At 30.4% G+C, this 25,695-nt stretch carries 20 protein-coding genes; 18 read left to right on the forward strand and 2 right to left on the reverse strand.

Features of this window, described 5'->3' with window-relative positions; all coding sequences use genetic code 11:
* Nucleotides 1–3 precede the first annotated feature (3 nt).
* The 15 genes from tgt to CUEA01_RS05285 all read left to right on the forward strand — a co-directional run bounded on the left by tgt (nt 4) and on the right by CUEA01_RS05285 (nt 15,669).
* Nucleotides 4–1,134, forward strand: a complete 1,131-nt coding sequence (gene tgt / locus CUEA01_RS05215; protein ID WP_234119378.1) for a tRNA guanosine(34) transglycosylase Tgt — start codon at nt 4–6, stop codon at nt 1,132–1,134.
* Between the two features lie 273 nt (nt 1,135–1,407).
* The gene (yajC, locus tag CUEA01_RS05220) at nt 1,408–1,692 is read left to right on the forward strand and encodes a preprotein translocase subunit YajC (RefSeq protein WP_234119380.1); all 285 of its coding nucleotides are present in this window, start codon (nt 1,408–1,410) and stop codon (nt 1,690–1,692) included.
* A 326-nt stretch (nt 1,693–2,018) separates the two neighbouring features.
* Nucleotides 2,019–2,390, forward strand: a complete 372-nt coding sequence (locus CUEA01_RS05225; RefSeq protein WP_234119382.1) for a TIGR04086 family membrane protein — start codon at nt 2,019–2,021, stop codon at nt 2,388–2,390.
* 83 nt (nt 2,391–2,473) lie between these two features.
* Nucleotides 2,474–2,614, forward strand: a complete 141-nt coding sequence (gene scfA, locus CUEA01_RS05230) for a six-cysteine ranthipeptide SCIFF (RefSeq protein ID WP_234119391.1) — start codon at nt 2,474–2,476, stop codon at nt 2,612–2,614.
* Between the two features lie 124 nt (nt 2,615–2,738).
* On the forward strand, nt 2,739–4,103 hold the full coding sequence (gene scfB, locus CUEA01_RS05235) for a thioether cross-link-forming SCIFF peptide maturase (RefSeq protein WP_234119399.1): 1,365 nt from the start codon (nt 2,739–2,741) through the stop codon (nt 4,101–4,103).
* 190 nt (nt 4,104–4,293) lie between these two features.
* Nucleotides 4,294–5,538: a protein translocase subunit SecD gene (gene secD, locus CUEA01_RS05240; protein ID WP_234119408.1), complete on the forward strand. Its 1,245-nt coding sequence runs from the start codon at nt 4,294–4,296 to the stop codon at nt 5,536–5,538.
* On the forward strand, nt 5,538–6,434 hold the full coding sequence (secF, locus tag CUEA01_RS05245) for a protein translocase subunit SecF (RefSeq protein ID WP_234119410.1): 897 nt from the start codon (nt 5,538–5,540) through the stop codon (nt 6,432–6,434). The genes secD and secF overlap by 1 nt, the downstream gene beginning before the upstream one ends.
* A gap of 122 nt (nt 6,435–6,556) precedes the next feature.
* Complete coding sequence (locus tag CUEA01_RS05250; RefSeq protein WP_234119412.1) at nt 6,557–7,435, forward strand: DHH family phosphoesterase; 879 nt, start codon at nt 6,557–6,559, stop codon at nt 7,433–7,435.
* Between the two features lie 343 nt (nt 7,436–7,778).
* Complete coding sequence (locus CUEA01_RS05255; RefSeq protein ID WP_234119414.1) at nt 7,779–8,297, forward strand: adenine phosphoribosyltransferase; 519 nt, start codon at nt 7,779–7,781, stop codon at nt 8,295–8,297.
* 156 nt (nt 8,298–8,453) lie between these two features.
* The gene (locus tag CUEA01_RS05260) at nt 8,454–10,688 is read left to right on the forward strand and encodes a RelA/SpoT family protein (RefSeq protein WP_234119416.1); all 2,235 of its coding nucleotides are present in this window, start codon (nt 8,454–8,456) and stop codon (nt 10,686–10,688) included.
* A 17-nt stretch (nt 10,689–10,705) separates the two neighbouring features.
* On the forward strand, nt 10,706–11,155 hold the full coding sequence (dtd, locus tag CUEA01_RS05265) for a D-aminoacyl-tRNA deacylase (protein WP_234119432.1): 450 nt from the start codon (nt 10,706–10,708) through the stop codon (nt 11,153–11,155).
* 36 nt (nt 11,156–11,191) lie between these two features.
* A complete protein-coding gene (locus CUEA01_RS05270; RefSeq protein WP_234119435.1) occupies nt 11,192–11,791 on the forward strand; it encodes an MBL fold metallo-hydrolase in 600 nt (199 codons plus the stop codon).
* A gap of 23 nt (nt 11,792–11,814) precedes the next feature.
* On the forward strand, nt 11,815–13,239 hold the full coding sequence (locus tag CUEA01_RS05275) for a coproporphyrinogen III oxidase (RefSeq protein ID WP_234119437.1): 1,425 nt from the start codon (nt 11,815–11,817) through the stop codon (nt 13,237–13,239).
* A gap of 74 nt (nt 13,240–13,313) precedes the next feature.
* The gene (gene aspS, locus CUEA01_RS05280; protein ID WP_234119446.1) at nt 13,314–15,104 is read left to right on the forward strand and encodes an aspartate--tRNA ligase; all 1,791 of its coding nucleotides are present in this window, start codon (nt 13,314–13,316) and stop codon (nt 15,102–15,104) included.
* A gap of 277 nt (nt 15,105–15,381) precedes the next feature.
* The gene (locus tag CUEA01_RS05285) at nt 15,382–15,669 is read left to right on the forward strand and encodes a metal-sensitive transcriptional regulator (protein WP_234119448.1); all 288 of its coding nucleotides are present in this window, start codon (nt 15,382–15,384) and stop codon (nt 15,667–15,669) included.
* Here CUEA01_RS05285 and CUEA01_RS05290 read toward each other — a convergent pair whose 3' ends face one another.
* Entirely contained in the window at nt 15,670–16,107 is a 438-nt protein-coding gene (locus CUEA01_RS05290; RefSeq protein ID WP_234119450.1) for a threonine/serine exporter family protein, read from the reverse strand.
* A complete protein-coding gene (locus CUEA01_RS05295; protein ID WP_234119452.1) occupies nt 16,104–16,877 on the reverse strand; it encodes a threonine/serine exporter family protein in 774 nt (257 codons plus the stop codon). Before CUEA01_RS05295 ends, CUEA01_RS05290 begins: the two co-directional genes overlap by 4 nt.
* Before the next feature lie 140 nt (nt 16,878–17,017).
* Here CUEA01_RS05295 and glyA point away from each other — a divergent pair, with 140 nt between their 5' ends.
* The 3 genes from glyA to addA all read left to right on the forward strand — a co-directional run bounded on the left by glyA (nt 17,018) and on the right by addA (nt 25,672).
* Complete coding sequence (glyA, locus tag CUEA01_RS05300) at nt 17,018–18,253, forward strand: serine hydroxymethyltransferase (protein ID WP_234119455.1); 1,236 nt, start codon at nt 17,018–17,020, stop codon at nt 18,251–18,253.
* 226 nt (nt 18,254–18,479) lie between these two features.
* Nucleotides 18,480–21,908: a helicase-exonuclease AddAB subunit AddB gene (gene addB, locus CUEA01_RS05305; protein WP_234119457.1), complete on the forward strand. Its 3,429-nt coding sequence runs from the start codon at nt 18,480–18,482 to the stop codon at nt 21,906–21,908.
* Nucleotides 21,908–25,672 carry a helicase-exonuclease AddAB subunit AddA gene (addA, locus tag CUEA01_RS05310; RefSeq protein WP_234119459.1) on the forward strand — a complete coding sequence of 1,255 codons (3,765 nt, stop codon included), beginning with the start codon at nt 21,908–21,910 and terminating at the stop codon, nt 25,670–25,672. Before addB ends, addA begins: the two co-directional genes overlap by 1 nt.
* Nucleotides 25,673–25,695 lie beyond the last annotated feature (23 nt).

Here is a 25,695-nt window from a genome sequence, read left to right on the forward strand (position 1 = left end):
ATTTTGTATAAACTTTTAAAGAAAAGTGGTAAAGTAAGAAGAGGCCAGTTTATAACACCTCATGGAGTTATAGAAACACCAGTATTTATGAATGTTGGAACTTTAGCTGCAATAAAGGGTGCAGTATCTTCAATTGATTTAAAGGAAATAGGTTGTCAAGTTGAACTTTCTAATACATATCACTTGAGTTTAAGGCCTGGAGATGAAGTCGTTAGAAAACTAGGAGGACTCCATAAGTTTATGAATTGGGATAGACCAATTCTTACTGATTCTGGTGGATTTCAAGTCTTTTCTCTTGCACATAGAAGAAAGATAAAAGAAGAAGGCGTTTATTTTAATTCACATATTGATGGAAGAAAAATATTTATGGGACCTGAAGAGAGTATGCAAATTCAAAGTAATTTAGGATCTACAATTGCAATGGCATTTGATGAATGTATAGAAAATCCTTCACCTAGAGAATATGTTGAAAAATCGGTAGCCCGTACAACAAGATGGCTTTTAAGGTGTAAAGCAGAAATGGATAGATTGAATTCTCTGCCAGAAACTGTTAATAACAAGCAAATGCTTTTTGGAATAAATCAAGGTGGAGTTTATGATGATATAAGAATTGAACATGCTAAGGAAATAACAAAACTTAATTTAGATGGTTATGCAATAGGTGGATTAGCTGTTGGAGAAACACATGAAGAAATGTACAGGATAATTGATTCAGTAGTTCCATATCTTCCACAGGATAAACCTATATATCTAATGGGGGTTGGACTTCCAAGTAATATATTAGAGGCAGTTTCAAGAGGAGTAGATTTCTTTGATTGTGTTTTACCTGCAAGAAATGGTAGACACGCACATGTATTTACGAAACATGGTAAAATAAATTTAAATAATGCAAAATTTGAATTAGATGATACACCTATTGATGAGGAATGTGATTGCCCAGCTTGCAGGCATTATACTAAAGCGTATATAAGGCATTTATTTAAAGCAAAAGAAATGCTTGCTATGAGATTATGTGTCCTTCACAATTTGTATTTTTACAATAAACTTATGCAGGATATAAGAGATGCCATTGACGGTGATTATTTCGAAGAATTTAAAGCGGAGAAATTAAGACTTTGGGATGGCAGAGCTTAAATTATTTTAAATGTAGATAAATGGGGGTGCTGCATTTACAAACCTTTATTTAGAGTACAGTATCCCTATTTTTAATAAAAGGCTATATTTTAAAAGAATGTTCATATGAGCTTATGTTATAAATAGACCTAATAATTGTTCATTTATAAATAACAACACATCACATCAACATTCTTTTAAAAATAGCCAAACGTACTAAATGAAGTTATGCTTTAAATAAGTGTAAAAATCAACATGTATTTAAAACATAACCTAATAAAAAGGAGTGGTATTATGTCATCATCATTATTTATTGGAGGTTATATAGTAGTTTTACTTGTAATATTTTATCTAGTACTTTGGCTTCCAGAGTCAAGAAGAAAAAAGAAATTTAACAAGATGATTTCAACTTTAAGAACAAATGATGAAATCATAACACGTGGAGGAATAATGGGCAAAGTTGTAAGTGTACAAGATGATTTTGTTATTATTCAAACTGGACCAGATAAAATTAAGCTAAAAATGCAAAAAAGTGCTATAGCTAATGTTCAGACAAGAAGAGCTGAAGAAGCAAAGTAATGCAAAGCATTAAACCAAAGTACAAAGTACAAAGTATAAAGTACAAAGAAGGATGATTTTCTGTAGCAAAGCTACAGAAAATCTTAAAACTTATTTTTTGATTGCTTACGCAATCGCTTTATTACTGCTGTCAGCGAAGCTGACAGCAGTTAAGTTTAAGATTTACCTGACGTAAGGAAAGGTAAATCATCCTTCTTTGTACTTTGTACTCTATACTTTGTACTTTGTTTTTTAAGCTATTTATCCATATAAATAAGTAATAAAAAACATCTTGTCCACATAAATAATATAAGGAAATAAACATAAAAAGTGGGAGGTGTTTTTTATTGGGTAAAAATGCAAGAATATTTATTTCAGCATCTTTTGGGATACTGAGAGCTTTTATACTTACACTTGTTATAATTCTAATATTTGCTTTTATTTCAACTAAAATTCATTTTTCAGAAGGAATAACTAATGCCGTTATATTAATATCTACTCTTTTAAGTATAATGTACGGTTCTATTTATTCTTCTAGAAAATCAGGAGAAAAAGGATGGCTAAATGGTCTTTTAGTTGGTATGTTTTATATTATAATTTTTTATATTATATCAATTATTTGTGGTTCAAATAGTCAGCTTGAAGCTAGGGATGTAATAAGAGTTGTATTGGCACTTGTAGTTGGAACTCTTTCAGGAATGCTTGGAATTAATATTTAAACGTAAAATCAGTACCAATACTTTATTTAAAGAGCAAATTATGTTATAATCATACAGAAAGCTTATGAATGGAGGAATTATAAATGAAACATATAAAAAGCATTAATAAATCAAACATAAGAGAAAGTTTAAAAAAACCAGGATGTAAAGAATGTGCAAATTCATGCCAATCAGCATGTAAGACTTCATGCACAGTTGCAAATTTAGCTTGCGAAAGTAAATAACTATTAAAGCAGTAACTGGTTTTGTTACTGCTTTAAATTACTTGAAATAAGATTAAATTAAATGTTATATAAATGGACAAGCAGTTTTTAAATTGTTTGCCATTAATTTAGGGAGGAAAATAAGGTGGCTTTGATTCATAAATTTGTACAAGATGGAGAAATGTATGTAATAGATGTTAATTCCGGTTCTATTCATATAGTAGATGAACTAGTTTTTGATTTGCTTGATGAAGATAATTTAAAATCTAAGGAAGAATTAATAACTAGATTAAAAGATAAATATAGTGAAAAGGAAATTTCTGAAGCATTGGAAGAAATAAATGAGCTTGTTTCAGAAGAAGTACTTTACTCAGAGGATTTATATGAAAATATAGCTAAGAAGTCAGGGGATGAACCTTCATACATAAAAGCATTATGTTTAAACATAGCACATGATTGTAATCTTAGATGTAAATATTGCTTCGCAGATGAGGGAGAATACAAGGGAAAAAGAGAAATTATGACTGCTGAAGTAGGAAAAATGGCTATTGATTTTGTAATTAAGCATAGTGGGCCAAGGAAGAATATTGAAGTTGACTTATTTGGAGGAGAGCCTTTGCTTGCCTTTGATGTTGTTAAAGAAATAGTAGAATATGCTAAAGGGCAGGAAAAAGAGCATAACAAGAATATAAGGTTTACAATGACTACTAATGCGACTTTGTTAAACGATGAAATTATGGATTATCTTGATAAAAATATGGGTAATATAGTATTAAGTATAGATGGAAGAAAAGAAGTAAATGATAACGTTAGAATTAGAAGAGATGGAACTGGATCATATGATGCAATTCTTCCTAAAATAAAAAAGATGGTTGAAATGAGAGATAAATCAAAGCAATATTATGCTAGGGGAACATTTACAAGAAATAATACCGATTTCTTTGAAGATATTAAGCATTTAGCAGATGCAGGTTTTGATGAAATATCTGTGGAACCTGTAGTTTTGCCAGCAGAAGATCCACTTTCTTTAAGAGAAGAAGATCTTCCAAAGATTTTTGAACAATATGACAAATTGTATGCAGAAATGCTTAAGAGGCATAAGGAAGGCAATGAATTTAAATTTTATCATTTTAACATAAACATAAATGGTGGACCATGCGTGTATAAGAGAATTTCTGGATGTGGAGCAGGACATGAATATGTTGCAATAACTCCATCAGGAGATATTTATCCTTGTCACCAATTTGTAGGTAATGAAAAATTTAAAATGGGAACAATATATAGTGATGAGTTAAATACAGAAATACCAAAAGAATTTAAGAATGCGCATATATACAATAAGCCAAAATGTAAAGAATGTTGGGCAAGATTTTATTGCAGTGGTGGTTGCCAGGCTAATAATTATAATTTTAATAAGGATATGAATACTCCATATGAAATTGGCTGCAAAATGCAGAAAAAGAGAATAGAATGTGCTATAGCATTAAAATCAAAGATTATGTCAAAATAAACTTTAAATGTTAATAATTAGATAATAATATGTTAAATTTGTATTTTTATAAGTTCAATTATATTGACGGTATTTATCATAAGAAGTATAATTAGAAAGCGTGTAGATTATATAAAAAACAAAGGTTTTATATAAATTATTAATTTTATAATGACATTGCAATTATATTGCTTAATGAAGGGGGATAACCATGAAGAGAAAAAGTACAATTTTACTTGTATTGAGTGTACTTATTATAGCGGCACTTTCTTGTGTTGGTGCATTTGGGCTTAATGTAGGAGACTATAGAGTTAAGTCATTTGGAGAACTTATTAAAAAAGGACTTGATTTGCAAGGTGGAGTTTCTGTTGTAGAACAAATTCAAGGAAAGGCCACAGCATCAGATTTAGAAAAGACAATAGAACTTATTAATATGAGAATAAATAAACTTGGAGTAAGCGAAACTAGCGTATCTAGAGAGGGAAACAATAAAATAAGAATAGATGTTCCAGGTATGTTTGATAAGGATGAAGTTGTCAATCTTATAGGAAAAACTGGAAAGCTTACTTTTGTAGGACCCGATAAAAAGGTAATACTTACTGGTAGCGATGTTAGCAAAGCTACACCTGGTCTTGATCAACAGACGCAAAAACCAATTATCGATCTTACACTTAAAAGTGCAGGTGCTAAAAAATTTGCTACAGCAACTCAAAAATTTATGGGTCAGGTCATAACAATTAATATGGATGACCAACAATTAACTGCCCCAACAGTTGATTCAGTAATTACAAATGGTGATGCACAGATTACAGGTTTCAGCACTTTGGAAGATGCAAAAAGTAAAGCGGAAATAATAAATTCTGGTGCACTTCCAGTAAAACTTAAAGTTGTTCAATCAAATGTAGTTGGTGCTTCTTTAGGAGCTACTGCACTTCCTGATAGTATACTTGCAGGTGAAGTTGCTTTAGGTATAATATTTATATTTATGATTATTGTATACAGAGTGCCAGGACTTATGGCTGATATAGCCTTAGTTTTATTCACATATCTTGTTTTGCTTGTATTCGTAGAAATAGGAGTAACGTTGACGCTTTCTGGTATTGCAGGACTTTTACTTACTATAGGAATGGCTGTTGATGCTAATGTACTTATATTTGAAAGATTTAAAGAAGAACTGAAGCTTGGTAAATCAGTAAAATCGGCTTTTGATGCTGGTTTTCATAGAGCTATGTCATCTATAATAGATTCTAATGTAACAACTATAATATCTGGCTGTGTACTTTATACGCTTGGCAGTGGAACAGTAAAAGGTTTTGCATTAACACTTGTAACTGGTGTAATTGTGAGCATGTTTACGGCTATTATAGTTACTAAACATCTTTTAAGTTGGGCTATTAATATAGGAATGATAAGTAAAGCTTCACACTTTGGAGTAAGTTTAAGGGGTGATAAATAATGCTTAAGATTATTGAACGTACGAAAATTTGGTTTACTATATCTCTTACAATAATTTTCTTGGGTGTTGCTTTTATGATTTATAATGGTGCAACAACAGGAAAACCCCTTGAATTTGGACTTGATTTTGCCGGCGGAAATGTTATGGATGTCAATATAAATAAGTCTTTTAATAGAGATGATGTTCAAAAAATAGTAGATAAATACGTAAAAGATGCAACTGTTAACAAGACTAATAGTGGTAAGGCTGTTGAAATAAAGAGCGGTTCCATTACTGATAATACACAAAGTAAAATATTTAATGATTTAAAATCAAAATATAAATTAAATAATAAAGATTTAACGTCCCAAACAGTAGGAGCTTCAGTAGGTAAGGAATTGGAACAAAAAGCTATAATGGCTTTAGTGATTGCAAACATTTTAGTACTTATATATATAGGAATAAGGTTTGAATTTAAATTTGGATTGGCTGCAATAATTTCATTAGTACATGATATCTTAATTACTTTAGCATGTTATGCTATATTTAGAATAACAATTAATACTCCATTTATAGCTGGTATGCTTACAGTAGTAGGTTATTCAGTAGCCGATACAGTAGTTATATTTGATAGAATAAGAGAAAATCAGAAAAAGAGTAGAAGAATGGAACTTGCAGAGCTTGCTAATACTAGTTTAACTCAAACTATAGTAAGATCTATATATACAGTATTGACAGTTGTTATTTCGGTGTTGTCAGTACATATATTTGTTCCATCAGTTAGAGAATTTACTATTCCTCTTTTAGTTGGAATAATTTCTGGATGCTATTCATCAATATTTATAGCAAGTCCTCTATGGGTAATATTTAAGAAAAGATCAGATAGAAAAAAAGCTAAATTAAAAGCAGCGAATTAAAATAGAATTAAAAAAAACAGCCTTAGGCTGTTTTTTTTATGCGTTACGTCAAAAAAGTATTTGTAAAATAGCTCAAAATACATTATAATATATTTGTTTTCTACAAATTCGGAGGAATAAATATGGGAAAAGCAGAAGGAAATTTACAATACTTAGGATTGATTGGCATGCATAATCCTTTTTTACTGAAAGGGATGCATAAAGCATTAGACAGAATAGCAAAGGCTATAAATAATAGGGAAAAGATAGTTTTATATGGTTACTATGATGTAGACAGTATAATGGGCATATCAATTATTATGCTTGTTTTAAAATATTTAAATGCCGATGTAGAATATTTTATACCAGATGAATATTGTGAAAGCTGTGAAATTGACATAAATCATGTAAATAATAGTATAAAGTATTTTGGAGCAGATTTGTTAGTTACTATAGGATGTGGAACAAATTCTAAGGATGGCATTAATTTGTGTAAAAAATTAGGTATAGATGCTATTGTGGTGGACTATCATAAGCAATATCAAAAACTTGATGATATAATACTTATAAATCCAAACCAAAAAGGATGTAAGTATCCTTTTAAGGAGCTACTTGGTTCTGGGCTTACTTTTAAATTGTGTGAAGCTATTTCAACTTATTATGAAATTAAGTGTATAAATAAGTATATGGATTTGGCGGCTATAGGTATAGTATCAAAACTAAAAAATGTTTATGGTGAAAACGAAGTTATTTTAAATGAAGGGCTAAATAGGATGATAACAACTAATAACCATGGCATAAATGCGCTTATAGAATTAAAAAAGTTAGAAGAAATTAATATAGAAACAGCATTACTTATTGCTTCATCCGTTGAGCCCACTATAAATGCTGTTGGTAGAATGGACAACGCTAGAATTGCAGTAGAACTATTTACAACCAAAGATAGCTATAGGGCACTTCAAATTGGAAAATATCTCAATAATGAAGTAAATGGAAGGCAGAATATTTTACGTACATATTGAAAAATTTATTTTGTTTATTTATAATTAACATGTGTGTTTTTCAATTCACAAGGAAGGATGATTTACCTTTCGATTCTCTCAGGTAAATCTTAAATTTAAATATTGTGAATTGAAAAGATTATCATAAGGATACATTTTGCATTTGTAATTTTGATTTTTAAGGTAGTATATCTAAAGATAAACCACTTGAAACTTCAAAATTAATTTGTATCAAAATGCCGTCTTCTGGACATTTTGATGCAAATTGATTTTGGTAGTTGAACTGGTTTATCTATATATGTTTTTTTCAAATATATAAATTAAAAATAATTATGTAAAATCGTAATTAAAGGGGGAAGCTCTAATGGATTTAAAGAGTAAAATAAGAATTATTGAAGGATTTCCGAAAGATGGAATAAGCTTTAAAGATATTACAACATTAACAAGTGATGGAGAAGCTTACAAGTATACTATAGATGCTTTTGCGAGTCATCTTAAGGATAAAAATGTAGATGTAGTTGTTGGACCAGAGGCAAGAGGTTTTATGTTTGCAGCACCTTTAGCATATGCTCTCGGAGCAGCATTTGTACCTGTTAGAAAAAAAGGAAAACTTCCATGCGAAACAGTTAGAGAAGAATATTCTCTTGAATACGGTACTGATGTCCTTGAAATACACAAAGATGCAATTAAGAAAGGACAGAAGGTTGCTATAGTTGATGACCTTCTTGCTACAGGTGGAACTATAGAAGCAGTTGCAAGGTTAGTTGAAAAATTAGGTGGAGAAGTAGCATCAATTGATTTTGTAATCGAACTTACGGATTTAAAGGGTGCAGATAAGCTTAAAGAATATGATGTTATGTCATTAGTTAAATATAATATCTAGAAAAATAAATTTTTTTGTTAAAATACGTAGGATAGTGGTATAAAAATTTTAAGAGAAACTTTACAATTTGGTTATTAAAATGTATACTTATATATAATATTAGAAAATAATTGGCTGGTTTTTTGACCAGCCTTTGGTTTTAGGAGAGTATGATAGATGGCTGAATTATCCGATTTGATAGAAAAAATTGATCAAAATTGTAACAATGTAGATAAAGAGTTTGTTATTAAGGCTTACAATTTTGCTCTTGAGGCACATAAGACTCAAAAAAGAGAATCAGGTGAACCATATATAAATCATCCTGTTGAAGTAGCATGTATATTGGCTGAAATGGGTATGGATACAAGTGCTATAACTGCAGGCATACTTCATGATGTTATTGAAGATACAAGTTACAGTTATGAGGATGTAACAAATATGTTCAGTAAGGAAGTTGCTGATTTAGTTGATGGTGTAACAAAGCTTGGAAAAATAAAGTATAAGTCCAAAGAAGAGCAGCAAGCAGATAATGTGAGAAAAATGCTTCTTGCCATGGCAAAAGATATTAGGGTTATATTAATTAAGCTTGCAGACAGGCTTCATAATATGCGTACACTTAAGTATATGCCTGCACTAAAACAAAAGGAAAAGGCAAAAGAAACCCTTGATATATATGCACCACTTGCACACCGTCTTGGTATGTCAAAAATAAAATGGGAACTTGAAGATTTGTCATTTAGATATCTTAAACCAGATGAATACTACTCGCTAGTTGAGGCTATATCTGAAAAAAGAGTAGAAAGAATAGAATATACAAAGAAGATTGTAGATGAACTTAAGCAAAGTTTAGGTGATGCAGGAATAAATGCGGATATAGATGGAAGACCAAAACACTTTTACAGTATATATAGGAAGATGGTTAATAAAAGCAAAACAATTGATCAAATCTTCGACTTAACGGCGGTTAGAATACTAGTAGATACGATGAAAGATTGCTATGCTGTTTTAGGTATAGTTCACACTATGTATAAACCTATGCCTGGAAGATTTAAAGATTATATTGCAATGCCAAAACCAAATATGTATCAATCCTTACACTCTACTGTTATAGGACCTGAGGGAAAGCCATTTGAAATTCAAATTAGAACATATGATATGCATAAAACTGCTGAATACGGAATAGCAGCACATTGGAAGTATAAGGAAGGTATAATAGAAAATGCACAAAATGAAGTTCAAGAGGGGGATACCTGCAAAGTAAGCTATGACACAAAGTTAACATGGATAAGAGAGATGTTGGATTGGCAAAAAGAAACTCCAAATGCTGAAGAATTTATGGAGAACTTTAAGATAGATTTATTTTCAGATGAAGTATTTGTATTTACACCAAATGGAAAAGTTATAAATTTGCCTCATAATGCTACCCCAGTTGACTTTGCATATAAAATACATACAGATATAGGAAATAGATGTGTAGGGGCTAAGGTTAATGGAAAAATAGTTCCTCTTGATTATAAACTTGTTACAGGACAAATAGTTGATATAATGACTACAACTTTGCCAAAAGGACCTAATATAGAATGGCTCAATTATGTAACTAGTAATCAAGCAAAAACCAAAATTAGAGCATGGTTTAAAAAAGCAAAAAGAGAAGAAAATATAATTAAGGGAAAAGAACTTTTAGAAAAAGAAGCTAAGAGAAGAGAATTTAATTTCCGCGAAATAGCCAAGGGTGATGGGCTTGAAATATTATTAAAGAAGTATAATATGAATTCTCTTGATGATATATATGCAGAAGTTGGAGTTGGCTCCGTAACTGCTTCTATGATAGTTGATAGGTTTAAAGAAATTTATGATAAATCAAAACATCAAGAAATACCTGTTTCTAACGAAGAAACGCTTAAAGATATAAGAGAACAAATTAGTAAAGAATCGAAAAATAAAAAAGATAGTGGTAATCAAAACCTTGGGATTACAGTCAAGGGAGTTCCGGATGTTCTTGTAAGATTTGCTAAATGCTGTACACCAGTACCAGGCGACCCAATTATAGGATACATAACTAAGGGCAGGGGTGTGTCTGTTCATAGAATGGATTGCGCAAATATTAATAACTTAATTAAGGAAGATAGTTCTAGAATCATTGAAGTTAAGTGGGGAAAGGCTAAAAATGAAAGCTATATAGCTGAGCTTGAAATAAAAGGTGAAGATAGACAGGGACTTTTAGCAGATATTGTAGAAGTTATATCAGGAATGGATATATATATGCAATCTATAAATGCAAAAACAGCGAAAAAGAATTATGCTTTTGTAAATGTTAAAATGAAGATACAAGATATAGACCATCTATCAGTATTAATGAAAAAACTTAAAAGATTAGCTGGCGTAACAGATGTTTATAGAACTAATAGTTAGGGAATAGGGGTGTTGAAGTGAGGGCTGTAGTTCAAAGAGTCATATCCTCATCTGTAGAGGTTCAAGATAAAATTATTGGGAAAATAAATGCTGGTATTAATGTTCTTATAGGAATTACTGAAGGTGATACCTATGACGATATAAAATATATTAAAGATAAAATAATAAATTTAAGAATTTTTGAAGATGAAAGCGGTAAAATGAATAAATCATTAAAGGATATTAATGGGGAACTGCTTATAGTTTCCCAGTTTACTTTGTATGCCGATTGCAGGAAAGGTAGAAGACCAAATTTCATGAGTGCACTTAAAGGTGAAGAAGCTGAGGTACTTTATAATGAATTCGTTAAAGCCTGCAGGAATGAAGGATTAGTTGTTGAAACGGGTATGTTTGGTGCATACATGAAGGTTTCTATAGAAAATGATGGACCCGTAACTATTTTAATTGATAGTAAAAAGACATTTTAAAATATAATTTATGCATATCATAGGGAGGATATAAATATGAGAATAGATGTAATACCAGCGGGTAGTTACATGACAAATTGTTATATAATAATGGATGAGGATACGAAGGAAAGTATAGTAATTGACCCAGGTGATGATGAAAATCTACTTTTAGATGCTTTTGATAAAACTGGTTCGAAGTTGAAGTTCATATTGCTTACACATGGGCATGCAGATCATACAGCAGCTGTTAAAGGTTTTAGAGGTAAGTATGGTATTGATGTTTATATAAATGAGAAGGATTCAGAACTTATAGAAAAAGAAGAAGAGATGTTTGGAAGTAAAAATGAAAATGGAAATAAGTTTGTTAAAGAAGGCGATACTTTAATCTTTGGAAATATGGAAATTAAGTGTATTGAAACACCAGGTCATACTCCAGGTGGTATGAGTTATTTGATTGATCACTCTTTATTTACAGGTGATACTTTATTTTATAACTCTATTGGAAGAACAGATTTTCCAGGTGGAGATTATACTCAAATAATAGATAGCATTATAAATAAAATTATGATATTGAGTGACGATATTAAAGTATTCCCAGGGCATGGTCAACAAAGTACAGTAGGCTATGAAAGACGTACAAATCCATTTTTATAAAAATATTTAAGTAAGGTGTGTAAATGATAAAAATTAAAATAAATAATGAAATTTATTCATATGACGTGTATCACATTTTTAGTTTGTTTTTTGAAGCAGTAGAAATGACAAATTCTGAAGAATATGATTACAATGTAAATGTAGAAAAAGATTTCGTTATAATTAGTTCAAAAAATGAAAATTATAAGTATGATTTTGATACTACATTAAAAGATAAATCAAATGTAAAAATAGGTATATTTAAATATTTTACAGCGGTTACAGGTAAAATTCTTCCTTGGGGAACGCTTATAGGTATAAGACCAAGTAAAATAGCTAGAAAGCTTATTGATGAAAATAAAACTGATGATGAGATAATAGAATATTTTAAGCATCATAGCCTTACAAGTGAAAGTAAAACTAAATTATGTATTGAAGTTGGAAGAAGTGAAGCTAAGATTGTAAATGATGATGTAAATTTAGTTGGTGTGTATATAGGAATGCCATTTTGTCCAACTAGATGTTTGTACTGCTCATTTATATCTGATACAATACAACATTGCAAAAATTTAGTAGATGCTTATATTGATGCTATGATACATGAAATACAGGAAACATCAAGATTTATAAAAAGAAAAGGACTGCATATAGAAAGTATATACTTTGGAGGAGGAACTCCAACTTCCGTAAATGAAGAGCAGTTTGAAAAAGTAATGAAGAGCATATATACTGAATTAGTAAATCATAATAATGTTAAAGAATTTACTGTAGAATCAGGAAGACCAGATAGCATAACTGAAGAAAAGCTTATTTCTATGAAAAAATATGGAGTAAATAGAATAAGCATTAATCCGCAGACAATGAATAATGAAACTTTAAAATTGATTGGAAGAAATCATACAGCTGAGGATGTAATTGAAAAATTTAATTTGTCAAGAAAAGTTGGATTTGATAATATAAATATGGATATAATTATAGGACTTCCAGGTGAAAATGTTGAAAAAATATCTCATACTTGTGATGAAATATTAAAATTAAAGCCGGAAAGTATTACCGTACATGGTTTATCGCTTAAAAGAGGTTCTAAAATGTTTGAAAATGTGCTAAATAATATTAAAATGAAAATTCCAGATCAAAATGAATTGAATGTTATGCATGAGAAAACAGTAGAGTGTGCACATAATTTAGGTATGAAACCGTATTACATGTATAGGCAAAAAAATATGGTTGGCAATTTGGAAAATGTGGGATATTCTTTAGAAGGAAAAGAATGCATATATAATGTGCAAATGATAGAAGATAAACAGACAATAATAGCCATTGGGGCAAATGCAGTAACCAAAATAATATTTAGAGATACTAACAGGATAGAGAGATTTGGCAATTTAAAAGATGTAAAAGAATACACCAAAAGAATTGATGAAAAGGTTCATGGGAAAATAAATTTTCTTGAAACTTTATATATATAAAGATAAGCAATTTGAAAAGTTAAAATTGTAAATTCAAGCTGTTTATTTATAGTCACTTTGTAGGAGGAATAAAAATGGGAGAAGCTTTAAACGGACTTAAGAGAACTATTATGTGTGGTGATTTTAGAGAAAGCCATATAGGAAATGTAGAAACAGTTATGGGATGGGTTCAAAGAAAAAGAAATTTAGGAGGACTTGTCTTTGTTGATTTAAGGGATAGAGAGGGAATACTTCAAGTTGTATTTGGTGAAGAAATAAACAAAGAAGCTTTTGATAAGGCTGACCTTGTAAGATCAGAATACTGTATTGCAGTTACAGGTAAAGTTGTTAAAAGAGAAGCACCGAATCATAATATGCCAACAGGAATGGTTGAACTTCAAGGAGAAAGTGTAAAAATACTATCTGAAAGTGAAACGCCACCAATTTACATAAAGGAAAATTTAGATGCTGCTGAAAACATAAGACTTAAATATAGATACTTGGATTTAAGAAGACCAGACATGCAAAACATATTTAAAATTAGGCATAAAACAGCAAAAGTAATAAGAGATTTTCTTGATGAAAAAGGTTTCTTAGAGATGGAAACACCTATGCTCACTAAAAGTACACCAGAAGGAGCAAGAGATTACCTTGTTCCAAGTAGAAACTTTAAAGGAAAGTTTTATGCACTTCCTCAGTCACCACAGCTTTTTAAACAATTATTAATGGTATCAGGCTACGATAAGTATTTTCAAATAGTAAAATGCTTTAGAGATGAAGATTTAAGAGCTAATAGGCAACCTGAATTTACACAAGTAGATATGGAATTGTCTTTTGTTGAAGAAGATGATGTTATAGCTGTAAATGAGGAACTTTTAGCCAAAGTGTTTAAAGAAATAGCAGGAGTAGAGGTTAAACTTCCAATTGAAAGAATGCCTTGGAAAATTGCTATGGAAAAATACGGCTCAGATAAACCAGATTTGAGATTTGGAATGGAGATTAATGATATAACTGAAGCTGTAAAAACTTCTGATTTCAAGGTCTTTAAGTCAGCAATCGACAATGGCGGAAGTGTAAGAGCAATTAAAGCTCCAAACTGTGCAAACCTTGGAAGAAAGCAGATAGATAAGCTTGGAGAATTTGTTAAAACTTATAAAGCTAAGGGATTAGCATGGATAGCTTATAAGGAAGATGAAATAAAATCTCCAATAGCTAAGTTCCTTAAGGAAGAAGAATTAAAAGGAATACTAGAAACTTTAGATGCAAAAGTAGGGGATTTAATATTAATAGTTGCAGATAAGAATTCAGTGGTTTTCCAATCACTTGGTGCACTTAGATTAGAACTTGCAAAAGAACTTGAGTTACTAAAGGACAATAATGAATTTAGATTTGTATGGGTTACTGAATTCCCACTTCTTTCTTACAATGAAGAGGAAGGAAGATTTCAAGCAGAACATCATCCATTTACAATGCCAATGGATGAAGATATACAGTACCTTGAAAGTGATCCTGGTAGAGTCAGAGCTAAGGCTTACGACATAGTTTTAAATGGTGAAGAACTTGGAGGAGGAAGTATTAGAATACATGATACAAAACTTCAAGAAAGAATGTTTAAAGTATTAGGCTTTACTGAGGAAAGTGCTTGGGAAAGATTTGGCTTCTTACTTGAGGCATTTAAATTTGGACCACCACCACACGGCGGTTTAGCATACGGCTTTGATAGAATGATAATGTTCCTTGCAGGTACAGACAATATAAAAGATGTCATTACTTTCCCTAAAAACCAAAATGCATTCTGTCCACTTACAGAGGCTCCAAATGTAGTTGATGAAAAACAGCTTGATGAACTTGGAATTGGGATAAAGGCTAAGGAAGAGGAAGAATAATACTTTTCAGAGTACAAAGTACAGAGTACAGTGAAGGATGATTTACCTTTCGCTTTGCTTAGGTAAATCTTAAACTTAATGTTGTCAGCTTCGCTGAGCACCATATATGGTGCAATTGCGCAGCAATAAGAAATAAGTTATAAGATTTTCTGTAGTGAAACGGAAGAAAATCATCCTTCATTGTGCATTGTGAACTGTGAATTGTGAATTGATTTTGGTAGTTGAACTGGTTTATCTATATATTAGATATATAGTAAGTATTGGAGTGTGATTTAATTTGGATAGCAAAGAAGAAAAGTGTAAAAAAGATTTAGTAATACGACTTCGAAAAATAGAAGGTCAGGTTAAAGGAATTGAAAAAATGATAGAAAATGGAGCATGTTGTAAGGATGTAGTAATTCAAATTGCAGCAGTTAGAGCAGGTGTAAATAAGATAGGTGGATTAATGCTTGAAAACTACGCAAAGGACTGCGTTTCATACAACAATATATGCACAATAGGAGATGAGAGCAGAGAAGAAAAAGTTGATGATTTAATTACTACTCTCATGATGTTTGTTAAATAATTATTTGTATATGGGGAATTTCTTTGGCTTTATAATTTTTGTTACTGATGAAACGAAAACTATTGCAATGGCAATTGAACCGGCTGCCATAAGTGTTTGAAAGCCCCAATGAACTGATTTTGTAATATTGCCGCTTATACTTTCATACATTGTATAATACATTCCATTTCCAGGGACTAAGGGAATAATACCACATGCAATAAAAACAGTCACTGGATTTTTTAATAATCTTGCCATAATTTCTGCATAAATTGAAACAACTAATGCACCTGCAAATAAAGCAACTGTTTGTGATTGGTTATAATGCAAGGAGATAAGATAAATCATCCATCCGAGGCCTCCGCCTATAGCAGCAAAAACCATTTTTTTACCCTTAGCATTAAATATAACTGCAAAAGCAAGGCAAGCCACAATTGCGTATAAAGAATTTAATATCATATGTGAATTCCTCCAAAAAATGCAATCCAAATTTTAAATATAATACCTGTTCCTACAGCTATACCTACAGCAGTAAGAAAAGCTTCAAGGCCTCTTGTCACTCCAGATAAAAGATCACCAGCTATGGTATCTCTAACTGCATTTGTTATAGCAAGTCCAGGAACCAGTAACATTATTGAACCTATTATTACTTTATCTACATTGACAACAATTCCTAATTTATAAAATATCAAAGCTGTTAATGCAGCTATTGAACCTCCAATTATATTTGAAAAAAAATCGTTTATGCTTTTGTAAGCAAGTTTAATTGAAGCACATTTAATTAAAATTCCAATTAATAAAGATATACAAAAATCACTGAATGTACCACCAAATATTAATGTAAAAAAGCCTGCACCAATTGCCGAACAAAAAATAAGAGCGGCATTTGAATAGCCTTTAGAAGTTTCTATTTTAATAAGTTCATACTCAACTTCATCAATTGAAAGTCCGTTGTTTTTTATAGACCTAGACAAATTATTAACTTTAGATATTTTTTCGAGGCTAACAGTTCTATTTTGTATCCTTTTTATAACAGAAACAATTTCTCCATCTAAGCTTGTAACGGAAAGCATTATTCCCGTAGGGGTTACAAAGCTGTCAGCATTTTTTATTTCAAAGGAGGTACAAATTTTTACCATAGTTTCTTCAACTCTATATGTTTCCGCACCGCTTTCTAGTATTATTTTACCTGCATGGGCAGCAACATTTAAAACTCTATTTATATACATAAATTAATCGTACCCTTTCTCATATGTATCTAATCCAATGAACATTATAACACAAATTTATATTTGAATTCTATATTATTTTGGTATATAATCAAACATAAATACTTTGAAAATTCAAGATAAACTAGGGGGTTAATAAGATGAATTTTGATGACATTAAAAAGGAAGATGCTGAAGTTTATTCAATAATAAATGAGGAACATGAAAGGCAAGAAAATAATATTGAATTAATTGCATCTGAGAATTTTACGAGTAAGGCAGTAATGGAAGCTATGGGTTCATATTTAACTAATAAATATGCAGAAGGATATCCAGGAAAAAGATATTATGGTGGCTGCTATGTAGTAGATAAAGTAGAAGAGCTTGCAAGAGAGAGAGTTAAAGAACTTTTTCACGCAGAACATGCAAATGTACAGCCGCATTCAGGTTCACAAGCTAATATGGGCGTATATTTTGCTATGTTAAAACCAGGAGATACAATTATGGGAATGGATTTAAGTCATGGTGGGCATTTAACACATGGAAGTCCAGTTAATTTTTCTGGTAAGCTTTTTAATGTAGTTTCGTATGGTGTTAATAAAGAAGATGAACAAATAGATTATGAGGAACTTAGAAAAAAAGCTTTAGAATGTAAGCCTAAAATGATAGTTGCAGGTGCAAGTGCATATCCTAGAATAATTGATTTCGCTAAATTTAGAGAAATATGTGATGAAGTAGGGGCATACTTTATGGTTGATATGGCGCATATAGCAGGATTAGTTGCAGCAGGAGATCATCCATCACCAGTTCCATATGCTGATTTTGTAACTACAACTACACATAAGACTTTAAGGGGACCAAGAGGCGGAGCAATATTATGCAAAGAAAAATATGCAAAAGATATTGATAAGACTATTTTCCCAGGAATGCAGGGTGGACCTCTAATGCATATAATTGCAGGAAAAGCTGTATGTTTTGGAGAAGCATTAAAAGATGATTTTAAAGTTTATTCAAAGCAAATAGTAAAAAATGCCAAAGTGCTTGCAGATGAACTTAAAAAATATGGCTTTAGATTGGTATCAGGTGGTACAGATAATCATCTTATATTAGTAGATCTTACAAATAAAGATATTACAGGGAAAGAAGCAGAACACTTACTTGATTCAGTTGGTATTACTGTAAATAAGAATACAATTCCATTTGAAACAAAGAGTCCTTTTATAACAAGTGGTATAAGAATAGGAACACCAGCTGTTACAACAAGAGGCTTTAAAGAAGAAGAAATGAAGCAAATTGCTTATTTCATAGATTATGTTATAGAAAATAGAGATAAAGATTTATCAGAAATAAGAAATAAAATTACTGAACTTTGCAAGAAATTCCCGATTTATAAGTAAAAAAATTCACAGTCCACGATGCACAATGCACAATGAAGGATGATTTTCTGCTGAAGCAGAAAATCTTAAATTTAATTTTTTTATTGCTTTCGTAATAGCACCATTTATGGTGCTAAGCGAAGCTTATAATATTTAAATTTAAGATTTACCTGACGAAAGGAAGGCAAATCATCTTTCATTGTGCATTGTGAACTGTGAATTGTGCATTGACTAAGGAGTGATGGTTGTGAGCTTAAGATTTATATATGGAAGAGCTGGCAGCGGTAAAAGTCATTTTTGTCTTGAAAATATAAATAAAAAGATAAACTTAGGAGGCGTTAAGCCTCTTATTTTGATTGTACCGGAGCAATTTTCCTTTCAAACTGAAAAAAATATTTTAGATCTCATAGGAGAAAAAGCAGCGCTTAGGGTAAAGGTTATTAGTTTTAAAAGAATGGCATATAAGGTGTTTAACGAAGTTGGTGGTATAACTAGAAAACACATAAATTCTTCAGGTAGAAATATGCTTATATATCATATAATGGAGAAATACAAAGATGAGCTTAAAGTATTTGGGGGAGCAGCAAAAAAGCAGGGATTTATCAGCACTGTTTCTGAAGTTATCAGCGAATTTAAGAAATACGAGCTTACACAAGATGCTTTAATAAACACAATAAATAAAATGGAAAACAATGAACTTAAAAATAAATTAATTGATTTAAATCTTATATACAGTGAATTTGAAAATATTATTCATAAAAATTATATAGATCCAGATGATGATTTAACTCTCTTAAAAGAAAAATTAGATTATACTACAATGTTTGATGGTGCAGAGGTTTGGATAGATGAATTTTCGAGTTTTACACCTCAGCAGTATGGGGTAATTGAAAAACTTTTAAAAAAATGTGAGAGAGTAAATATTGCCCTGTGCATAGATGCAGAAAAGAGATATAAGGATTCAGATATTTTTGCGGTTACAGCTAGTACTGAAAATAAGCTATTAAAGCTTGTGAAGGAATTCAATATTAAATTAGATAAGCCTGTGTTTTTGAATAAAAGACCATTTTATAGGTTTAGAAATAATGAAGAAATAAGTTTCCTAGAGAATAATTTATATGCTTTCCCATATGAAGTATATAAAGAGGTACCAAATAAAATTAAAATTACTAAAGCTTCAAATAACTTTTTGGAAATGGAGAATGTGGCAAGGAAAATTATTGAGCTTTGTAGAGATAAAAACTATAGATTTAATGATATTGCTGTTGTTACAGGAGATTTAGACAATTATAAGAAAGTAGCTTCAGTTATATTTAAAGAATATGATATTCCTTTTTTTATTGATAAAAATAAAAACATACAAGACAATAATTTAATTATATTGATAAATTCAATAATGGAAGTGTTTACTAAGAATTGGTCCTATGAGGCGGTTTTTAGATATCTTAAATCAGGTTTTACAGATATAGAGGCTTATGATATTGATATTATTGAAAATTATGTCCTTGCAGCGGGGATAAAAGGTAAAAAGAAATGGCTCGATGAAGAAAACTGGAAGTACAACATATATGCTTCCGATTTTGAAAATGAGATTACACTAGAAGCCGAAGAAAAATTAAAAAAAGTAAACGAAATTAAAAATAAAATAATAGTTCCATTTGAGAATTTTAAAAATAAAGTAATAAGAAAAAATAACTCAAGGGATATTTGTAGAGCTTTATTTGAGTTTTTATGTGAAATAAATGTTCCAGAAAAAGTTGAAAGAATTGTAGAAGAATTTAAAGAAGCAGGTAAGCAAGTCCTTGCAAATGAATATAGTCAGATATGGAATATAATAATCGAATTAATGGATCAAATAGTTGAAGTAATGGGAGAGGAAAAGGTAAATCTTGATAAGTTCTCTAAAGTTTTAGCAATGGGATTTAAAGAACATGAAATGGGGCTTATACCATCTTCATTAGATCAAGTTATGATTGGCAGCATAGAACGTCTTAAAAGCCATGATATAAAAGTGCTTTTTATAGTAGGTGTTAATGATGGGATTTTTCCAGCTGCTTCAATTGAAGAGGGAATTTTAACTGATAATGATAGAAATTTTTTACTTCAAAATGGGGTAGAACTTGCAAAAGATACAAAAACAAGAGCTTTTGAAGAACAATTTTTAGTTTATACTTCTTTAACAAATTTAAGCGATTATCTTAAATTAAGCTACCCAATGTCAGATTTCGAAGGTAGGGCACTGAGGCCATCTATAATAATAAGTAGGATAAAAACTTTATTTCCGAAGCTAATTGAAGAAAGTGATATAGTTAAAACAGAAGCAGATGAAGAAAATTTAAATTTAATAGCTTCCGAGATTCCTACTTTTAATGAACTGGTAGGTGCATTTAGAAAAAATGTTGACGAAGACTATAAAAGCAGTTTATGGAGAGATGTATACAGATGGTATGCCAATAATGAAAAATGGTCAGAAGTTTCAAAACGTATGCTTTCAGGCATATTTTATACAAATCAAGTAGTTTCTATAAGCAAGGAAAAGGCTGAAAAGTTATATGGAAATAATCCTAAAATGAGTGTTTCAAGATTTCAAAAATATATTGCGTGTCCTTTTGCATATTATGTACAATATGGGCTTAAGGTTAAGGAAAGAAAACTATTTGATTTAACAGCTCCAGATATAGGATCGTTTATGCATAAGATTATAGATAAATTTTGTGTAGAAGTAGATGAAAAGAAAATTAAATGGGCAGATGTAGATGATAAGGTTTGTGAAACTATGATATTTCAAATTGTAGATAGAGAATTAAAGGAAAATCCAGGTTCTATATTCAATAGTTCGCCTAAAAATGTATATTTTGCAGGAAGAATAAAAAAAGTTTTAACTAGAACAGCTGAAATTGTTTCGGAGCATTATAAAAGAAGCAGTTTTAAACCAGCTGGTTATGAGGTTTCCTTTGAAAATGGGGGTAACTATCCACCTATTGAGGTTCAGCTTGAAGAGGGAAGAAAGGTAGTTTTAACTGGAAGAATTGATAGAATTGATATGATGGAGAAAGATGGTGAAACTTATATAAGGATAATAGATTATAAGTCTGGAAATAAGATATTTAAGTTATCAGATGTATACTATGGTCTTGAAGTTCAACTTCTTTTGTATCTAGATGCTATTTTAGAAAATGAGGGTGAAAGTATATACCCAGCTGGAATACTTTACTTAAAAATGGATGATCCAATGATAAAAAATAAAAAAAATTTAACTGATGATGAAATAAGGGAAGAAATACTTAAAAGTTTTAAAATGAAAGGATTACTTTTATCTGATCCAGAGGTAATAAAAGAAATGGATAAAGAGATGGAAGGAAATTCTGTAATAATACCAGCTAGAATAAACAAGGATGGAAGTCTTGGAAAATCCTCAGCAATAGATAAGGAGCAGTTTAAATTACTTACAGGGCACGTTAGAAATATTATAATGAAAAACTGTGAAAAAATGATAGATGGAGATATAAGAATAAATCCATATAAGAAAAAAGAAGAAACTCCTTGCGAATATTGCGTGTATTCCTCTGTATGCCGCTTTGATATGAATTTTGAGGATAATTCCTATAGATATATAGAGGATAAAGAAGATGAAGAAGTGTGGAAATTGATTAAAAGTGAAGAAGGTGATAAGTAATGAGTAATAAATGGACGGAAGAGCAGCTTGAAGCCATAAATTCTAGAGGTTCCAATTTACTTGTAGCAGCAGCAGCTGGTGCGGGTAAAACAGCAGTACTTGTTGAAAGGATAATAAAAATTATAACAAATGAAGAAAGCCCAGTAGATATAGATAAGCTTTTAGTTGTTACCTTTACCAATGCAGCAGCTTCAGAGATGCGAGAGAGAATAGGTAAGGCAGTGGCAGAGAAACTTTATAAAAATCCTAATTCTAAAATAATACAAAGGCAGCTTTCACTTTTAAGTAAATCTAAAATAACCACAATACATTCATTTTGTCTTGATACTATAAAAAGTAACTTTCATTGCATTGATATAGATCCTGATTTTAGAGTTGGAGATGAAACGGAAACACTTCTTTTAAAAAATGAAACTTTAAATGATCTTTTTGAAGAAAAATATTTAAAAGCGCAATATAGCATGGAAAATAATAAAAATAATGAAACTATAGATTTTTTAAAGCTTGTAGATGGTTATTGCAGTAATAAAAATGATTCTGCATTATTTGATATGGTCATGAATTTGTATAATTTTGCAATGAGTAATCCATGGCCTTGTGAATGGATTAATACTATGGTAGATAAATTTAATGTAGCTGATACTTTTGAATTTGGAGCTTCTCCATGGGCAAAGATTTTATTAGATAACATAAAAATAGAACTTTCTGGAATGAAAAATTCTATGACAAGGGCATTAAACATAATTGAAAATTGCAGTTCCCTTGAAAGTTACAGCGAAAATTTTAAATTAGATATTAATATGATAGATGATTTGATGCTTGCTAGCAGTTCTTTCGAGAGTTTTTATGAAAGTTTAAAATCAGTGGAATTTAAAACTTTAAAACGATGCGGAAAGGATGCACCAAAAGAAAAACAAAAAATTGTAAAGGATATAAGAGATGATGTAAAAAAGCATTTAACTGATATTAAAAATAATATTTTATCAGAAGATAAAGAAACCTTAAAAGAAGAAATAAAAACTTTATATCCTTTAATGAAAGCTTTAGGAGATACTGTAATAGAATTTAATAAGCGTTACAGTGAAAATAAAAGGAAAAAGAATATAATTGATTTTAATGATTTTGAGCATATGTGCCTAGAAATTCTTACAGATAGGGATGAAGATGGGCAAATAATTCCTTCAAAGATTGCTCTCCAGATAAGGGATAAATATGATGAAATACTAGTGGACGAATATCAAGACAGTAATATGGTGCAGGAAGTAATTTTAGGAGCGATATCTAGAAAAAATCTTGATAATCCTAACCTTTTTATGGTTGGTGATGTAAAGCAAAGTATATATAGATTTAGGCAGGCAAATCCAAAGCTTTTTTTAGAAAAGTATAATACTTATAGTATAGAAAAGGCTGCAAAAAATAGAAAAATACTTTTATACAAGAATTTTAGAAGTAGAAAAGAAGTACTTGATGGTGTTAATTTTATATTCAAGCAAATAATGTCGGAAAATATTGGAGAACTTGATTACAATGAAACTGAATTTTTAAACCCTGGTGCAAAATATAAAGAGTTAGATTTAGAGAATGCTGAAAAGGGTGGAGAAATTGAATTACTTATAATTGAAAAAAATAAAAATAAAGAAGAGAATATAACTGAGACAGAGAATGAAGAGGAAAATGTTTCAAATATAATGCTTGAAGCAAGGTTAGTTGCAAGAAAAATAATTGATTTAGTGAAGCCGGAAAGTAATTTTTGTGTTATTGATAAGGAATCCGGAGAATACAGAAAAGCAGAATTTAAGGATATAGTTATACTGTTAAGGTCTACTAAAAGTTTTGCACCTGTATTTTCAGAGGAATTAAAAAATCTTGGAATACCAGTATTTGCGGATACAAATTCCGGATACTTTGAAAGTCCAGAAATAAAAACAGTTTTATCGCTTTTGCAAATAATCGATAATCCAATTCAAGATATTGCTTTTGTAGCAGTTTTAAAATCACCTATAGGCGGATTTTCTGTAGAAGAACTCATTGATATTAAAGTGTTAAAGGGAGATTCCTTTTATGAAAAATTCCTTGAAGCTGTAAAAGGCGATAATGAAGAAATAGAAGGAAATTTGATTATTAAAATAACTGAGTTTATGAATAAGCTAAACACCTGGAGAGGTGAAGCCCTGTATATGCCAATAGATGAGTTCATATGGCACTTATATACAGTGACTGGGTATTATGGGTATGTTGGAGCTGTAAAGGCTGGAGCACAAAGACAGGCAAATTTAAGAATGCTTTTTCAAAGGGCAAAGGCATATAATGAAACTAGCTATAAGGGACTATTTAATTTTATAAATTTTATAAATAAAATAAAGGTAAGCAGTGGAGACATGGGAAGTGCTAAAGTTCTTTCTGAAAATGAAAATGTAGTTAGAATTATGAGCATACATAAAAGTAAAGGGTTAGAGTTTCCAATAGTTATTGCAGCTGGCTGTGGTAAAAAGTTTAATTTATTAGATATTAATAAAAATATTCTTTTCCATAATGAATTAGGATTTGGACCAGATTATGTAAATAGTGAAAAAAGAATTTCATACCCTACGCTCATAAAAGAAGCTTTAAAAAATAAAATAAAAGTAGAAACGCTTTCGGAAGAGATGAGAATACTGTATGTTGCATTTACGAGAGCAAGAGAAAAGCTAATAATAACTGGAGCAGTAGATAATATAGAAAAAGCAGTTTCAAAATGGTCAGCAGATTTGGAAAGTAAAAATGAAAAAATTTCCGGAGCGGCTATTTTAAAGGGAAATAGCTATTTAGATTGGATTTGTTCTGCTGTAATACGCCATAAAACTGCAGAAAAACTTAGAGATTTGCTAGAGGTTAAACCTGATACTAGTAATTTAATTTCTGATGAATCTATTTGGAAAATATGCTTTATAAAAAGAGAAGATATCTTAAAAGAAAGCAAAAATGATATCAGTGAAAAAGAGGATAAAAAAGTAGAGGAATTTTATTCTTATCTTAAAAGTATTAAAGAATCACCTTCTGAAAGTAATTTCTTTAACGAAATAGAGAGAAGACTTAATTATAAATATGCTTATGAAAAGTCATCAAAACTTCCAGCCCTATTATCTGTTACGGAATTAAAGAGAAGATTTATAGAGGATAATGAAGAAAGCACAAGAGTGTTTGTGCCAGCACTTGTAAAAAAACCATTGTTTTTAGAAAACATAAAAGGTTTGACGCCTTCGGAAAAAGGTACTGCACTTCATTCAGTTATGCAGCATTTAAAGTTTTCAGCTAGTATTTTGGAAATGAATAAAGATAATATACAAAAACAAATTGATGAAATGGTTATAAGTGAAATCTTAACGGATAAGCAGGCTGAAAGTGTAGATATAAATAAAATAATGAAATTTTTTGATAGCAGCATAGCAAAACGAATGCTTGCTTCAAAGAAAATATATAGAGAATTTCCATTTCAAATGAAAGTTAAAAGTACAGATATATATGAAAATTTAATTGAAGACAAATATGAAGCAGAAAATATAATAATTCAAGGTATAGTAGATTTATATTTTGAAGAAGAAGACGGAATAGTACTTTTAGATTATAAAACAGATTATGTTACGGAAGAAAATATAGAGAGTATACGTGAAAGATATAAAGCTCAAATTAATTATTACTCAAAAGCACTTGAAAAAGTGACGGAACTAAAGGTAAAGGAAAAATATTTGTATTTATTTAGTATAGGAAAATTGGTAAAAATGTGAGTTTCAGTGTTATAATATATAAT

Source organism: Clostridium hydrogenum, assembly GCF_021432385.1.
In the GTDB taxonomy this organism is placed as follows: Bacteria; Bacillota; Clostridia; order Clostridiales; family Clostridiaceae; genus Clostridium_S; species Clostridium_S hydrogenum.